The organism is Serratia sp. 121840015-1 (genome assembly GCF_053627655.1).
In genome coordinates, this window is sequence record NZ_JBSEYF010000008.1 from 13,532 (window position 1) to 29,103 (window position 15,572).

11 protein-coding genes are annotated in these 15,572 nt (G+C 61.4%); 5 read left to right on the forward strand and 6 right to left on the reverse strand.

Going from position 1 to position 15,572, the window contains the following annotated elements; all coding sequences use genetic code 11:
- Positions 1-4: 4 nt before the first annotated feature.
- Positions 5-778 (reverse strand): acetylglutamate kinase, encoded by a 774-nt coding sequence (gene argB / locus ACUXAC_RS24255; protein ID WP_038872691.1) that lies wholly within the window; start codon positions 776-778, stop codon positions 5-7.
- Positions 779-798: 20 nt separating this feature from the next.
- A complete protein-coding gene (gene argC, locus ACUXAC_RS24260) occupies positions 799-1,803 on the reverse strand; it encodes an N-acetyl-gamma-glutamyl-phosphate reductase (RefSeq protein ID WP_049205319.1) in 1,005 nt (334 codons plus the stop codon).
- Between the two features lie 216 nt (positions 1,804-2,019).
- Here argC and argE point away from each other — a divergent pair, with 216 nt between their 5' ends.
- Together argE and ppc are read left to right on the forward strand one after the other, a co-directional pair.
- On the forward strand, positions 2,020-3,165 hold the full coding sequence (gene argE, locus ACUXAC_RS24265; RefSeq protein WP_033649896.1) for an acetylornithine deacetylase: 1,146 nt from the start codon (positions 2,020-2,022) through the stop codon (positions 3,163-3,165).
- Between the two features lie 258 nt (positions 3,166-3,423).
- Positions 3,424-6,060 (forward strand): phosphoenolpyruvate carboxylase, encoded by a 2,637-nt coding sequence (gene ppc, locus ACUXAC_RS24270; protein WP_342121544.1) that lies wholly within the window; start codon positions 3,424-3,426, stop codon positions 6,058-6,060.
- Positions 6,061-6,167: 107 nt separating this feature from the next.
- On the opposite strand, the gene metF is transcribed toward ppc, so the two are convergent.
- The 3 genes from metF to metB all read right to left on the reverse strand — a co-directional run bounded on the left by metF (position 6,168) and on the right by metB (position 10,891).
- On the reverse strand, positions 6,168-7,064 hold the full coding sequence (gene metF / locus ACUXAC_RS24275; protein ID WP_033645217.1) for a methylenetetrahydrofolate reductase: 897 nt from the start codon (positions 7,062-7,064) through the stop codon (positions 6,168-6,170).
- Positions 7,065-7,292: 228 nt separating this feature from the next.
- Positions 7,293-9,728, reverse strand: coding sequence for a bifunctional aspartate kinase/homoserine dehydrogenase II (locus ACUXAC_RS24280; RefSeq protein ID WP_164268727.1), 2,436 nt, complete (start codon positions 9,726-9,728; stop codon positions 7,293-7,295).
- 2 nt (positions 9,729-9,730) lie between these two features.
- Positions 9,731-10,891 carry a cystathionine gamma-synthase gene (gene metB, locus ACUXAC_RS24285; protein ID WP_060441468.1) on the reverse strand — a complete coding sequence of 387 codons (1,161 nt, stop codon included), beginning with the start codon at positions 10,889-10,891 and terminating at the stop codon, positions 9,731-9,733.
- 304 nt (positions 10,892-11,195) lie between these two features.
- On the opposite strand from metB, the gene metJ reads away from it, so the two are divergent.
- Complete coding sequence (metJ, locus tag ACUXAC_RS24290; protein ID WP_006317756.1) at positions 11,196-11,513, forward strand: met regulon transcriptional regulator MetJ; 318 nt, start codon at positions 11,196-11,198, stop codon at positions 11,511-11,513.
- A gap of 77 nt (positions 11,514-11,590) precedes the next feature.
- Here metJ and rpmE read toward each other — a convergent pair whose 3' ends face one another.
- On the reverse strand, positions 11,591-11,806 hold the full coding sequence (gene rpmE, locus ACUXAC_RS24295) for a 50S ribosomal protein L31 (RefSeq protein WP_004931078.1): 216 nt from the start codon (positions 11,804-11,806) through the stop codon (positions 11,591-11,593).
- Positions 11,807-12,005: 199 nt separating this feature from the next.
- Between rpmE and priA the strand changes: the two genes are divergently transcribed.
- The gene (priA, locus tag ACUXAC_RS24300; protein ID WP_033654545.1) at positions 12,006-14,201 is read left to right on the forward strand and encodes a primosomal protein N'; all 2,196 of its coding nucleotides are present in this window, start codon (positions 12,006-12,008) and stop codon (positions 14,199-14,201) included.
- 291 nt (positions 14,202-14,492) lie between these two features.
- Positions 14,493-15,521: a DNA-binding transcriptional regulator CytR gene (cytR, locus tag ACUXAC_RS24305; RefSeq protein ID WP_038872675.1), complete on the forward strand. Its 1,029-nt coding sequence runs from the start codon at positions 14,493-14,495 to the stop codon at positions 15,519-15,521.
- The last annotated feature ends 51 nt before the right edge of the window (positions 15,522-15,572 follow it).

Below are 15,572 nucleotides of genomic sequence, written 5' to 3' on the forward strand. Positions count from 1 at the left end.
AAAATTAAGCGAGGATCCGGGTGCCAATCGACACGCCGTTAAACAAAGCAGGAAGCTGATCGGCATGGCGCCAGCTGGCGATATCCACCGGGCGGCCGAGGGTGCGGGCCGCGTCGAGCGCCGCATTCACCTTCACCACCATACCATCGGTGATGATGCCTTGCGCGATCAGTTGTTCCGCTTTTTGCGCCGTCATTTCCGCAATGCGTTGCCCCTTGCCGTCGAGGATGCCGCTGACGTCCGACAGCAGGATCAGATCCGCCCCCAGCGTCGCCGCCAGCGCCGTCGCCGCCTGATCGGCGTTCACGTTCATTAACTGCCCTTCGGCGGTGATGCCGATGGAGCTGACCACCGGCAGGTAGCCGGCGCTCAGCAGGGTATTGAGCAGCGCGGGCGAACCGGGCTGCGCGTTGCCGACGTGGCCCAATGCCGGATCGAGCGGGGTCACGACCGCGCTGCCGCCATCCGCCAGGCTCAGGCCGACGGCGTTGATTTGATGTTTAATCGCCCACGCCAGCAGCGTTTTGTTGGCGGTGCCGGCCAGCGCGCCGGTGATGATGTCGATCTGATCGGCCGGCGTGACCCGCAGGCCGTTCTTTTTCACCACCGGCAAAGAGAGCTGCTTCATCAGTTCGTCCACCACGCAGCCGCCGCCGTGCACGATCACCAGCGGACGCTGATGCTGCTGCCGGTAGCTGTCCAGCGCGGTAAACAGACGCTCCAGCGCTTCTTCACTGTCTAATAACACGCCACCTAACTTGATAATTAACGGGTTCATTGCTGTTTACTCACGCTGGTTTAAAGGAGTGACTGGGTTTCCGGGAAGCCGAAACGGATATTCAGGCATTGCACCGCCTGCGCCGCCGCGCCTTTCAGCAGGTTGTCTTCCACCGCTACGGCGATCAGATGCTCGCCCTGCACCGCAAAACCGATGTCGCAGAACGGCAGCCCCACCACCGCTTTCAGCGCCGGCACGCCCTGGTCGTACAACCGCACCAGCGGCTTGTCGTCATAGGCGGCATGATAGGCGGCGGCGACGTCCTGCGCGGTCACGCCGGCCTTCAGGCGGCAGGTGATGGTTTCAAGGATACCGCGCGGGAAGTTGCCCAGGTGCGGCGTAAAGATAACCGGCACGCCCAGGTGCGCGGCGATCTCCGGCTGGTGCCGATGAGTGAAAATACCGTACGGCTGCAGGCTCACTTCGCAGAAGCTGGTGGTCATGCTGGCCTTGCGACCGGCGCCGCTAACGCCGCTGGTGGCGTTGATCACCGGCCACTGGTCGAGGTTCAGCAGCTGTTTTTCGATTAACGGTTTCAGCGCCAGCTGCGCCGCCGTCGGGTAACAGCCCGGCACGGCAATCAGCTGCGCCTGTTTAATCTTGTCGCTCTGCCACTCCGCCAGGCCGTACACCGCCTGCTCCAGCAGGGTGCCATGCTGATGCTCGAAACCGTAATACTGGCTATAAAAACCGGCGTCCTGCACGCGGAAGGCGCCCGACAGATCGAACACCACGCAGCCCGCCGCCAGGAAGGCCGGTGCGATATCGTGGCTGACTTCATGGGCGGTGGCGAGGAACACCACGTCGATGCCCTGCGCCGCCTTGGCAACGTCGGTCAACGGTTGCAGCGGCAGATCGACGATGCCTTTCAACTGGGGATGGAGATCGGAAAGCAACTTTCCTGCATCTGCACTTTGCGCTGAAACCGCTAAAGCGGTTATGTTCATGTGTGGGTGGCGATTCAGGTAAGCCGTGAGCTCCGCTCCGGCGTAACCGCTGGCACCAACGATCAGCGTATTCAACATGTGGCCTTTCACCTTCTAAACTGACGTGCGGTCGCTTGCGACCCAGGTAACAGGGCTAGCCAGCGTTGTTGCGCCGTTCACCCACGGAGCCAGGCGTTGATGCTTTTATAAACATCCGGGTATCGGGTTCCCTTACGCTTCGGCTTACTGTATTTTTATTCAAAATAAATGCATGAATATTGATACTATCCTAACCAAAGGCTGTCAACAGTGAAGATGAAATTACCTCCATTTATTGAGCTGTACCGGGCGTTGATCGCAACGAAGTCGATCAGCGCCACCGATGCCGGCCTCGATCAGAGCAATGAGGCGTTAATCAACTTGCTGGCAGGATGGTTTGCCGACCTGGGCTTTCGCGTCGACGTACAGCCGGTGCCGGAATCGCGCCACAAATTCAACCTGCTGGCCAGCATCGGCGAAGGCAGCGGCGGCCTGCTGCTGGCCGGCCATACCGATACGGTGCCTTACGACGAAGGCCGCTGGACGCGCGATCCCTTCACCCTGACCGAGCACGACAACAAGCTCTACGGCCTGGGCACCGCCGACATGAAAGGCTTCTTCGCCTTTATTCTGGATGCGGTGCGCGACATCGACGCGAGCAAACTGACCAAGCCGCTGTACATTCTGGCTACCGCAGATGAAGAAACGACGATGGCCGGCGCACGTTATTTCGCCGCCTCCACCGCCATTCGTCCGGATTTCGCCATCATCGGCGAACCGACCTCGCTGCAGCCGGTGCGTGCGCACAAGGGCCACATGGCCAACGCCATTCGCATCGTCGGCCAGTCCGGCCATTCCAGCGATCCGGCGCGCGGCGTCAACGCCATCGATCTGATGCACGAATCCATCGGCCGCCTGATGGAGCTGCGCAAAACCCTGCAGGAGCGCTACAACAACCCGGCGTTCGCCGTGCCTTATCCCACCATGAACTTCGGCCATATCAGCGGCGGCGACGCGGCCAACCGCATCTGCGCCTGCTGCGAGCTGCACCTGGATATCCGCCCGTTGCCCGGCATGACGCTCGACAACATCAACGAGCTGATGCATCAGGCATTGGAGCCGGTGAGCCAACGCTGGCCGGGCCGCCTGACCATCGAAGAGCTGCACGCGTCGGTGCCGGGTTACGAATGCCCGACCGACCACCGCATGGTGGCGGTGATCGAGGAACTACTGGGCACCCGCACGCAGGTGGTCAACTACTGCACCGAAGCGCCGTTCGTGCAGCAGGTTTGCCCGACGTTGGTGCTCGGCCCCGGTTCCATCGATCAGGCCCACCAGCCGGACGAATATATCGACACCGCGTTTATCGAACCGACGCGCAAACTGTTGGGCCAGCTGGTCAATCACTTTTGTCGGCAATAAACCCGACATTTAGCAGGGGAAATGCTTTATGCTTTCCCCTACCTCAAAATAAGTAGAAAACGGCGAAATAAGCCACGCTGATAACCGACGCGGCGTAATTAAATTTCAGAAAATGCGCCGATTTTGATGTTTTTTTGCTAAAAATAGTGTCAATTGACGATTGGACAGGAACGCGATGTGATCAGGCGGGCGGTCTGCGCCTGACGCGTGAAATTTATTTACAAGATAAAAATCATACAGAACTGGGTCAGGGGTTATATGAACGAACAATATTCGGCAATGCGCAGTAATGTCAGTATGCTCGGCAAATTGCTCGGCGATACCATCAAAGAAGCGCTGGGCGAGCATATTCTCGATCGCGTTGAGACCATCCGTAAGCTTTCCAAATCTTCACGCGCCGGCAACGAAGCGCATCGCCAGGAGCTGCTCTCCACCCTGCAGAACCTGTCCAACGACGAGCTGCTGCCGGTGGCGCGCGCCTTCAGCCAGTTCCTCAACCTGACCAACGTCGCCGAGCAGTACCACAGCATTTCGCCCAACGGCGAAGCCGCCAGCAACCCGGAAGCGCTGGCGCAGCTGTTCAGCCGCCTCAAAGACAAAAAGCTCAGCGACAAAGAGCTGCAGCACGCGGTGTCGCAACTTTCCATCGAGCTGGTGCTGACGGCGCACCCGACGGAGATCACCCGCCGCACCCTGATCCACAAGCTGGTGGAGGTCAACACCTGCCTCAGCCAGCTCGATCACAACGATCTGGCCGACTACGAGCGCAACAAGATCATGCGCCGCCTGCGCCAGCTGGTGGCCCAGTCGTGGCACACCGATGAAATTCGCAAACATCGCCCCTCCCCGATCGACGAAGCCAAATGGGGCTTCGCGGTGGTAGAAAACAGCCTGTGGGAAGGCGTGCCGGCGTTCCTGCGCGAGTTCAACGAGCAGTTGGAAAACTCCATCAATTACAGCCTGCCGGCGGAAGCGGTGCCGGTGCGCTTCACCTCCTGGATGGGCGGCGACCGCGACGGCAACCCGAACGTGACCGCCGAAATCACCCGCCATGTGCTGCTGCTCAGCCGCTGGAAAGCCTGCGACCTGTTCACCCGCGATATCCAGGTGCTGGTCTCCGAGCTGTCGATGACCGAATGCACCCCGGAGCTGCGCGCCCGCGCCGGCGGTGACGAGGTGCAGGAACCGTACCGCGAAATCATGAAGCAGCTGCGCAGCCAGCTGATGAGCTCCCAGGCCTATCTGGAAGGCCGCCTGAAGGGCGAACGCGTGCTGAAGCCGCACGACCTGCTGGTGAACAACGAGCAGCTGTGGGAGCCGCTGTATGCCTGCTACCAATCGCTGCAGGCCTGCGGTATGGGCATCATCGCCAACGGTCAGCTGCTGGATACCCTACGCCGCGTGCGCTGCTTCGGCGTGCCGCTGGTGCGCATCGACGTGCGCCAGGAAAGCACTCGCCATACCGAAGCCATCGCCGAGCTGACCCGTTATCTGGGGCTGGGCGACTATGAAAGCTGGTCGGAAGCCGATAAACAGGCGTTCCTGATCCGCGAACTGAACTCCAAACGCCCGCTGGTGCCGCTGAAGTGGCAACCGAGCGCCGACACGCAGGAAGTGCTGGAAACCTGCCGGGTGATCGCCGAAGCGCCGCAGGGCTCGATCGCCGCCTACGTGATTTCGATGGCGCGCACGCCTTCCGACGTGCTGGCGGTGCACCTGCTGCTGAAAGAGGCCGGCTGCCCGTTCGCGCTGCCGGTCGCTCCGCTGTTCGAAACCCTCGACGATCTGAACAACGCCGACGACGTAATGACCCAGTTGCTGAATATCGACTGGTATCGCGGCTTTATTCAGGGCAAACAGATGGTAATGATCGGCTACTCCGACTCGGCGAAAGACGCCGGCGTGATGGCCGCTTCCTGGGCGCAGTACCGTGCGCAGGACGCGTTGATCAAAACCTGTGAAAAAGCCGGCGTGGCGCTGACGTTGTTCCATGGGCGCGGCGGCTCCATCGGCCGCGGCGGCGCACCGGCGCATGCGGCGCTGCTGTCGCAGCCGCCGGGCAGCCTGAAGAGCGGCCTGCGCGTCACCGAACAGGGCGAGATGATCCGCTTCAAATTCGGCCTGCCGGAAGTCACCATCAGCAGTCTGGCGCTGTATGCCGGCGCGATCCTCGAGGCCAACCTGCTGCCGCCGCCGGAACCGAAGAAAGAATGGCGGGCGTTGATGGACGATCTGTCCGAGATCTCCTGCCGGATGTATCGCGGCTACGTGCGTGAAAACCCGGACTTCGTGCCTTACTTCCGCGCGGCCACGCCGGAGCTGGAGCTGGGTAAACTGCCGCTGGGCTCACGCCCGGCCAAACGCAAGCCGAACGGCGGCGTGGAAAGCCTGCGCGCCATTCCGTGGATCTTCGCCTGGACGCAGAACCGCCTGATGCTGCCGGCCTGGCTCGGCGCCGGTGCCGGATTGCAGGAAGCGGTGAAAGCCGGCAAGCAGGCGGAGCTGGAGGCGATGTGTCGCGACTGGCCGTTCTTCTCCACCCGCATCGCCATGCTGGAAATGGTGTTCGCCAAAGCCGATCTGTGGCTGGCGGAATACTACGATCAGCGCCTGGTGGATAAATCGCTGTGGCCGCTGGGCCAACAGCTGCGCGATCAGCTGGAAAGCGACATCAAGGTGGTGCTGACCATCGCCAACGATGCGCACCTGATGGAAGACCTGCCGTGGATCGCCGAATCCATCGCGCTGCGCAACGTTTATACCGACCCACTGAACGTCTTGCAAGCCGAGCTGCTGCATCGTTCGCGTCAGCAGGAGCAGCCGGACGCCCGCGTCGAGCAGGCGCTGATGGTCACCATCGCCGGCGTCGCCGCCGGGATGCGCAACACCGGCTAGTGAGCCTCATCGCGGCCCCGTTTATCGGGGCCGTTTTTTTATGTCTTTCCCCCACAAAAAAAGGGCGCCGCGGTAAAGCGACGCCCTTTTTCAATGGAACAAGCCTGTCAGGCGGCGGCCACCGGGCGCACGCCCAGCGTGTGGCAGATGGCGTAGCTCATCTCGGCACGGTTCAGCGTATAGAAGTGGAAATCTTTCACCCCTTCGCGGCTGAGGATCTTCACCATGTCCATGGCGATGTTGGCGCCGACCATTTTGCGGGTCTCCGCATCGTCGTCCAGCCCTTCGAACATGCTGGTCATCCAGCTTGGCACCCGCACGTTGGTCATGGTGGCGAAGCGCTGCAGCTGCTTGAAGTTGGACACCGGCAGAATGCCCGGCACGATTTCCACGTCGATACCGGCGGCGACGCAGCGGTCGCGGAAGCGCAGGTAGCTCTCGACGTCGAAGAAAAACTGGGTGATGGCGCGACTGGCGCCGGCGTCGATCTTGCGCTTCAGGTTAATCAAATCGGCCTGGGCGCTCTTCGCCTCCGGGTGCACTTCCGGGTAGGCAGCGACGGAAATGTCGAAGTCGCCCACGTCTTTCAGCAGCGCCACCAGATCGGTCGCGTACATTTCCGGCTTGCCGCCGCCCGGCGGCAGATCGCCACGCAGCGCCACGATATGGCGGATGCCGCTGTTCCAGTAATCGGTCGCGATGTCGCGCAGCTGCGCCGGGCTGGCGTCGATGCAGGTCAGGTGCGGCGCCGCCTCCAGGCCGGTGCGCTCCTTGATCCCCTTGATGATGCTGTGGGTGCGATCGCGCTCGCCGGAGTTGGCACCGTAGGTGACGGAAACGAATTTGGGTTTGAGGATGCTCAGACGATCGATCGACTGCCACAGGGTCTCTTCCATCTCGCTGGTGCGCGGCGGGAAGAACTCGAATGATACGTTAATCTGGCCGTTCAACTCCGCCAGACTCTGATTCAGCGCTTCCCGCTGGTTTGCGTGGAAAAAGCTCATACCCTGCTCACCTCTTCTCGATCACTGTTTTTATTTCATTTTGATGAGCGTCTATACGTTTAGACGTCTAGATAGAAAATGCCGCATGTTGGCTAAAGAGTCAACAGGAAAATGAGGGGAATAAGATGATTAATCTTCACCCGCTCAACGAGGGAATTTCATGACGGCGGCAGGGATAAGTATGGCAGGAAAAGCAAAGGGGCGCGGTGAACCCGCGCCCGCAGAGGATTAAAGCAGCTGTGCCAACCGGTTAAGGTCTGACTGGATCGCGCCGGCGGTCACGTCGCGGCCGGCGCCCGGCCCGCGGATCACCAGCGGATTATCGCGATACCAGCGGCTTTCGATGGCGAACACGTTGTCGCACGGCAGCAGCGAGGCCAGCGGATGCTCAGGACGCACCGCCTCCACGCCGACCCGCGCCTTGCCGTTGGCATCGAAACGCGCCACGTGACGCAACACCAGGCCCATTTCGCTGGCGGCCTCAAAGCGCTGCTGCATCTGCTGGTTCAGCGCCTCGCCGTTCTCGAAGAACTGATCGACGGAGCCCAGCTCGCAGCCCGCCGGCACCAGCGACTCGACCCGCACCTGGTTCGGTTCGATGTCGTAGCCCGCTTCGCGCGCCAGGATCACCAGCTTGCGCATCACGTCCTGACCGGAGAGATCGACCCGCGGATCCGGTTCGGTCAGCCCCTGCTGCCAAGCCTGATCCACCAGCTCGGTGAACGGCACCGTGCCGTCATACTGCAAGAACAGCCAGGAAAGCGTGCCGGAGAAGATGCCGCTGATCGCCAAAATGCTGTCGCCGCTGTCGCGCAGATCGCGCACCGTATGGTTGACCGGCAGCCCGGCGCCGACGGTGGCGTTATACAGCCAGTGGCGGCCGGTTTTGGCGAAGGCGTCGCGAATTTGGCGATAGGTATCGCTGCACGAGGCGCCCGCCAGCTTGTTGGCGCCGATCACGTGGAAACCGTAGCTGGCGAAATCCAGATACTGCCCGGCCAGTTCTTCGCTGGCGGTCACGTCGAGCACCACCAGATCGTCGAACGGGTGCGCGCGCATCCACAAGAACAGCGACTCTTCGTCGAGTTCCTGCGCCTCGTCCTCAAAGAACGCCAATGCACGGCTGGCGTCCAGCCCGTCGTAGTTCAGCAGGCTGCGGCGGCTGTCCACCACCCCCGCCAGGATAAATTCGAAACCGCTGCGCGCGGAGATATTGGTCTGCTCACGGGCGAACAGCTCCAGCCAGCGCGACCCGATGTTGCCCTTGCCGAACAGCACCAGACCGATGCGCTTCTCGGCGCGGAACAGGCTTTGGTGCAGCCCCTGAATCAGCAGCGCGGTCGGCCCCTGGCGCAATACCGCCACCAGACTGATGCCATCTTCTGCCTGCCAGATAAACTCGACCGGCTGATCTTTCAGTTGTTGATAGAAACGGTGGCTGTGCAGCGGGTTCTTGCATACCCCGGCACCGACCATCGCCACCAGCGCTAACCCTTCGCGCAGGTGCAGTTCACCCGGCAGCGCCGAGGCCTGCAGGGTCGCCAGCGCGCTGTTGACCACCTCGGAGGTGTAGCACAGCTGTATCCGATTGCGGTCAGGATGGATGCCCACCGCCAGCGGTTTGATCTGCGCGCGCTTGAGCACCAGATCCAACTCTTTCTGCGCCAGTTTGAAGTCGTGCTGAGCGGCGACGTGCAGCTCAATCAGACACACGTCATCGTGGCTGGTGACAATCTTGGCGCCGGTGCCGGACGCCAATACGCGCTCGATGCGCGTCGAGCCCTGCTCCGGCTGGTAGCTGCAGCGCAGCTGAAGATCGATATCGCTGCCGGAGACCGGCTGCAGGGTGCGGGTATGCAGCACCGGCGCCGCCAGGCGCGCCAGCTCGCTGGCTTCGTCCAGGCGCAGCAGCGGCAGCAGGCAGGCGTCTTTCACCTTGCGCGGGTCGGCGCTGTATACCCCGGCCACGTCGCTCCAGATGGTGACGCGCGCCGCGCCGGCCAACGCGCCGACCTGAGTGGCAGAGTAGTCGCTGCCGTTGCGCCCCAACAGCACGGTTTCCCCGGCGTCGTTGCGCGAAATGAAGCCGGTCACCACCAGGCGCTTGCCCGGATGTTGGGCCAACAATTGTTGCAACAGCGGATAAGAACGGCCTTCATCCACCTGCGGCTGCGCGGCGCGCTCGGCGCGCAGGAAATCACGCGCATCCAGCCAGGCCGCCTGCATATCCAGGTGGTTGAGCACCGCCGCCATCAGGCGCGCCGACCAGATCTCGCCGTGCCCGACCACTTCGGCATAGCACACCTCGTCGACGTTGCCGTCCAGCAGCACCGCCAGACGTTCCAGATCCTGAATGAACTCGGCGATCAGCGGCTCGGCGCTTTCCGCCGGCAGCAGGCCGCCGATAAGATCGCTGTGATAGCGACGCAACGTCTGCTGCACCTGGTGCGCAGACAGGCGATCGCTCTGGCTAAGCTTCAGCCAGTTGATCAACTGGTTGGTGGTACTGCCGGCGGCCGATACCACCATCATGTCGCCCGGCTGGCTGTATTCCGCCATAATCCCGGCCACACGCAGATAACATTTCACATCCGCCAGACTGCTGCCGCCAAACTTGTGCAGTTGACGCCCGCTCACCGGCCCTGCTACAGCAATTGCATTCATGCTTACCTCGTTGCCGCCGCCTGGAACGCGCGTTCCAGATCGGCAATCAAATCTTCACTGTCTTCAATACCCACGGAAATGCGCAGCAGGCTCTCGGAGATGCCGGCCGCTGCCCGCGCCTCCGCCGCCATGCCGGCGTGGGTCATGGTCGCTGCATGCGAGATCAGGCTTTCTACGCCGCCCAGCGATTCTGCCAGAGTAAAGAGCTCAAGGGCAGAGAGAAAACGGCGCAGCACCGCTTCATCGCCGTCCAGTTCAAAACTCAGCATCGCGCCGAAGCCGCGCTGCTGCCGGCGGGCGATCTCATGCCCCGGGTTTTCCGGCAGGGAAGGATGATACAGCTTTTTCACCAGCGGTTGCTGCTGTAAATAGCCGACAATCGCTTCGGCGTTTTGCTGCGCCGCCTTGATGCGCGGCGACAGCGTGCGCATGCCGCGCAGCAGCAGATAGCTGTCGAACGCGCCGCCGGTCACGCCGATATTGTTCGCCCACCAGGCCAATTCGACCGCCAGCTCGGGATCTTTGGCAATCACCGCGCCGGCCACCACGTCCGAATGCCCGTTCAGGTATTTGGTGCAAGAATGGACCACCAGATCGGCACCGAGTTCGATCGGCTGTTGCAGGGCCGGGCTGAGGAAGGTGTTGTCCACCACCGTCAACGCGCCCGCCGCGTGTGCGGCGGTGCAGATCGCCGCAATGTCCACCACCCGCAGCAGCGGATTGCTGGGGCTTTCAATCAGCACCAGCTTCGGCTTTTGCGCCAGCGCCTGCTGCAGGGCTTCTTCATTACCCTGATCGACGAACAGCACGCGATAGGCGCCGCGCTTGCTCAGGCTGTCGAACAACCGATAGCTGCCGCCGTAGCAGTCGTGCGGCGCCACCAGCAGATCGCCCGGCTTCAGCAGCACGGTGGTCACCAGATGGATCGCCGACATCCCGCTGCCGGTCATCACCGCGCCGGCGCCGCCTTCCAGCTCCGCCAACGCGCGTTGCACCACGTCGCGCGTCGGGTTGCCGCGGCGCGAGTAATCATGGGCTCGGGGTTGGTTGAAGTCGGTAAAGTTATAGGTGCTGGACAGATGAATCGGCGGGACAACGCAGCCATACTGTTCGTCGTCGTTCAGGCCGCTGCGTACGGCAATCGTGGCTGGTTTACGCGTCATGGGCTCGCTCGGCTCTCGGTTCGGTGAATGAGGCCTAAAGAGTAATCGCAGGATTGATAGACGTCAATACATCTGGACATCTAAACTTCTCTGCGTATAGATTGAGCAATGGCACAATACCCGCTAAAATTATGCCGATATGACATGACGATAAGATGTTAAGCCACAATGTCCGGCCGAGGCGGGGCATTCAGTGACCCTGGTCGCGTAAAATTGACATTTATTTAGTGAGAACAGTGAAGATCGGGCATAATTGGCCGGTTTTTAGAATTTTGTAATTTTTCTGACAAAGTTAAGGTGTCCCATGGCTGAGTGGAACGGCGAGTATGTCAGCCCTTACGCTGAACACGGTAAAAAAAGCGAGCAAGTCAAAAAGATCACGGTATCCATTCCGCTGAAGGTCCTGAAAATCCTCACCGACGAACGGACCCGTCGCCAGGTGAACAACCTGCGCCACGCCACCAACAGCGAACTACTGTGCGAAGCGTTTCTGCATGCCTTTACCGGCCAGCCGCTGCCGAACGATGAAGACCTGCGCAAAGAGCGCAGCGATGAAATCCCGGAAGCCGCAAAAGTGCTGATGCGCGAACTGGGTGTCGATCCCGATACCTGGGAATATTGAGAACCGTCCGGCGAACGCCGGCGGCAGAAACGAAAAAAGGCGCCAAAGGCGCCTTTTTCATCGGACGATAAGAAATCTTATTTCTTAGCGCCTGGTACGCTGAAACGCTTGTTGAAGCGGTCAACGCGGCCACCGGTAGCAACGTCACGCTGCTTGCCAGTGTAGAACGGGTGGCATGCGCCACAAACGTCCAGGTTCAGATCGTGGCCCACGGTGGAGCGGATCTTCATCACGTTACCGCAAGAGCAGTTAGCAGTAACTTCTTCGTATTTTGGGTGGATACCTTGTTTCATGGGAAACCTCAGTTAAGGCCGTGTCGCTATCCAGCCCTGTTTCGCCAGACACCACACGTGGTTGATAATAGAATTTTGGTATCGAATTATACCAAAGGCGGCAAATTATACAGCATTAGCCGAGGCGCGCAATCGGAACCGTACATTTGCCGGTGCGCCGTGTAAACTGATGCCCACTTTTTTCAATTTGGATGAGATCATGCCCGTCGTACACGTTGCCTTGCCGGTCCCCCTCGCCCGCACCTTCGACTATCTGCTGCCGCCCGGCATGCAGCCGGTGGCCGGCGCGCGCGTGGGCGTGCCCTGGGGCAGGCAGCATGCGATCGGCATCGTCACCGGCTGCAGCGACACCAGCGAACTGCCGCTGGACAAGCTCAAACCGATCGACAGCGTGATCGACGCCGAGTCGCTGTTCTCCCCCAGCCTGTGGCGCATCCTGCGCTGGGCCAGCGATTACTATCACTACCCCATCGGCGAGGTGCTGTTCCATGCGCTGCCGATCCTGCTGCGGCAAGGCAAACCGGCCGAGGCCGCACCGCTGTGGCAATGGTTCGCCACCGAAGAGGGGCGTGCCACCCCGCCCGAAAGCCTGAAACGCGCGCCGAAACAGCAGCAGGCGCTGGCGGCGCTGCTGCAACGCCCGGTCTATCGCCACCAGGTCAGCCAGCTGGAGCTGACGGAAAGCGCCCTGCAGGCGCTACGCGCCAAAGGGCTGATCGATCTGCGCGCTCAGGTCGCGGATACGCACGACTGGCGCCCTAACTTCGCGGTGCTCGGCGAGCGGCTGCGGCTGAACACTGAACAGGCTACCGCCGTCGGGGCGATCAGAAGCGAGGATGAGCAGTTCGCCGCCTGGCTGCTGGCCGGGGTGACCGGCTCCGGCAAGACCGAGGTCTACCTCAGCGTGCTGGAGAACGTGCTGGCCAAAGGCCGGCAGGCGCTGGTGCTGGTGCCGGAAATCGGCCTGACGCCGCAAACCATCGCCCGCTTTCGCGAGCGCTTCAACGCGCCGGTAGACGTGCTGCACTCCGGCCTGAACGACAGCGAGCGGCTGGCGGTTTGGCTACGCGCACGCAGCGGCGAAGCCGCCATCGTCATCGGCACCCGCTCGGCGCTGTTCACGCCGTTCCGTCAGCTGGGCGTGATCATCATCGACGAAGAGCACGACAGCTCTTATAAACAACAGGAAGGCTGGCGCTACCACGCCCGCGATCTGGCGGTGTTCCGCGCCCGGGAAGAGGACATCCCGATGGTGATGGGCTCCGCGACCCCGGCATTGGAAACGCTGCACAACGTGCAGCTGGGCAAATACCGCCAGCTGAAGCTCACCCAGCGCGCGGGCAACGCCAAACCGGCGGCGCAGCACCTGATCGATCTGAAGGGGCTGCCGCTGAAGGTCGGCCTGTCGCAGCCGCTGCTGAAGAGCATGCAGCACCATTTAAAAGCCGGCAATCAGGTAATGCTGTTCCTCAACCGCCGCGGTTACGCCCCGGCGCTGCTGTGCCACGAGTGCGGCTGGATCGCCGAATGCCAGCGCTGCGATCACTACTACACCTTCCACCAGCATCAGCGCCAGCTGCGCTGCCACCACTGCGACAGCCAGCGGCCGGTGCCGCACCAGTGCCCGCAGTGCGGCTCCACCCACCTGGTGTCGGTCGGCGTCGGCACCGAACAGCTGGAGCAGGAGCTGGCGCCGCTGTTCCCCGATACGCCAATCACCCGCATCGATCGCGACACCACCAGCCGTAAAGGCGCGCTTGAGCAGCACCTGGCGGATATCCATCGCGGCGAAGCGCGCATTTTGATCGGCACGCAGATGCTGGCCAAGGGCCACCATTTTCCCGACGTCACCCTGGTGGCGTTGCTGGACGTGGACGGCGCGCTGTTCTCCGCCGACTTCCGCTCCGCCGAGCGTTTCGCTCAGCTGTATACCCAGGTCTCCGGGCGGGCCGGCCGGGCGGGCAAACAGGGTGAAGTGCTGCTGCAAACCCACCATCCAGAGCACCCGCTGCTGCAGGTGCTGCTGCAACAGGGTTACGACGCCTTCGCCAAACAGACGCTGGCGGAGCGCAACAGCGTGTTTCTGCCGCCTTACACCAGCCACATCATCGTGCGCGCCGAAGATCACGACAACCAGCAGGCCCCGCTGTTCCTGCAGCAGCTGCGCAACCTGCTGGAAGCCAGCCCGCTGAAGGACGACTCGCTATGGGTGATGGGCCCGGTGCCGGCGCTGCAGTCCAAACGCGGCGGCCGTTTCCGCTGGCAGCTGCTGCTGCAGCACCCGACGCGGCGCGTCCTGCAACAGCTGATGAAAAGCTCGCTGCCGCTGATCGGCACCCTGCCGCAAACGCGCAAGGTGAAATGGACGCTGGATGTCGATCCGATCGACAGCTGATCCCGGAAAAGTCCGATTTAGCTGCCGCAGTGCAAACGTTTACCCTTGAAATTGCGAGCGAACGCTAAAAAACCTTCTCAGGTCACATTTTTTATGCAAATTAGGTAACAAAGGCGGGGCGTATTCTGTTTAGAATGTCTGCGAGGGCAAATTTTGTCGCCACATCGCAGCGCGACGGAGTGCCCGAACGCGAGTGGCGCTCAATGACAACAATCTCGCCACCGCATGCCGGACATTGTGAGCAAACAGCAGTAGTGGCGTCGGCATGGGGCTGACGCAAGGAGAAAGGCGTTGGAACACAAGAAAGAGTTATCCATGGCGACCATGAAAGACGTCGCCGAAATGGCGGGCGTTTCAACGGCTACCGTATCGCGTGCGCTGATGAACCCGGAAAAGGTGTCAACGCCGACGCGCCAGAAAGTGGAACAGGCCGTCCTGGCCGTGGGTTATTCTCCTCATGCTCTGTCACGCAATATCAAGCGCAACGAATCCCGCACCATCCTGGTGATCGTGCCCGACATCTGCGATCCGTTTTTCGCCGATGTGATCCAGGGGATCGAACAGACCGCCGCCCAACAAGGCTATCTGGTGCTGATCGGCGACTGCGCGCAGCAAAACCAGCAAGAGCGCACCTTCGTCAATCTGATCATCACCAAACAGATCGACGGCATGCTGCTGCTGGGCTCCAACCTGCCGTTCGACGCCAGCAAGGAAGAACAGCGCAACCTGCCGCCGATGGTGATGGCCAACGAGTTCGCCCCCGAGCTGGAACTGCCGACGGTGCACATCGACAACCTGACCGCCGCCTTTGAAGCCGTGCATTATTTGCATCAATTGGGCCACCGGCAGATCGCCTGCGTCGCCGGGCCGGAACAGATGCCGCTGAGCCATTATCGGCTACAGGGTTACGTTCAAGCGCTACGTCGTAATGGCATTACCGTCGAAAGCAGCTATATTACCCGGGGTGATTTTACCTACGAAGCCGGCGCGCAAGCGCTGACGGCGCTGATGGCGCAGCCGAAACCGCCAACGGCGGTATTCTGCCACAGCGACGTCATGGCGATCGGCGTGCTGTCCCAGGCGAAGAAAATGGGGCTGCGGATACCGCAGGATCTGTCGATCGTCGGCTTTGATGACCTCAAGCTGGCGCAGTATTGCGATCCGCCGCTGACCACGGTGGCGCAGCCGCGCTTCCAGATCGGCCAGCAGGCGATGTTGTTGCTGTTGGAGCAGTTGAACGGCCAGACGGTGGCCAGCGGCTCCCGGCTATTGGACAGTGAATTGATTATCAGAGGCAGCACCGCTGCCCCGAAACGCTAGTCAAATATTTTAGGGTTCAGTAACATGACGGACTTATCCTCTCATCAGGAC

Coding starts and splice junctions, on each gene's coding strand:
- argB (WP_038872691.1), bottom strand. CDS start 778: ATGAACCCGTTAATTATCAAGTTAGGTGGCGTGTTATTAGACAGTGAA.
- argC (WP_049205319.1), bottom strand. CDS start 1,803: ATGTTGAATACGCTGATCGTTGGTGCCAGCGGTTACGCCGGAGCGGAG.
- argE (WP_033649896.1), top strand. CDS start 2,020: ATGAAATTACCTCCATTTATTGAGCTGTACCGGGCGTTGATCGCAACG.
- ppc (WP_342121544.1), top strand. CDS start 3,424: ATGAACGAACAATATTCGGCAATGCGCAGTAATGTCAGTATGCTCGGC.
- metF (WP_033645217.1), bottom strand. CDS start 7,064: ATGAGCTTTTTCCACGCAAACCAGCGGGAAGCGCTGAATCAGAGTCTG.
- ACUXAC_RS24280 (WP_164268727.1), bottom strand. CDS start 9,728: ATGAATGCAATTGCTGTAGCAGGGCCGGTGAGCGGGCGTCAACTGCAC.
- metB (WP_060441468.1), bottom strand. CDS start 10,891: ATGACGCGTAAACCAGCCACGATTGCCGTACGCAGCGGCCTGAACGAC.
- metJ (WP_006317756.1), top strand. CDS start 11,196: ATGGCTGAGTGGAACGGCGAGTATGTCAGCCCTTACGCTGAACACGGT.
- rpmE (WP_004931078.1), bottom strand. CDS start 11,806: ATGAAACAAGGTATCCACCCAAAATACGAAGAAGTTACTGCTAACTGC.
- priA (WP_033654545.1), top strand. CDS start 12,006: ATGCCCGTCGTACACGTTGCCTTGCCGGTCCCCCTCGCCCGCACCTTC.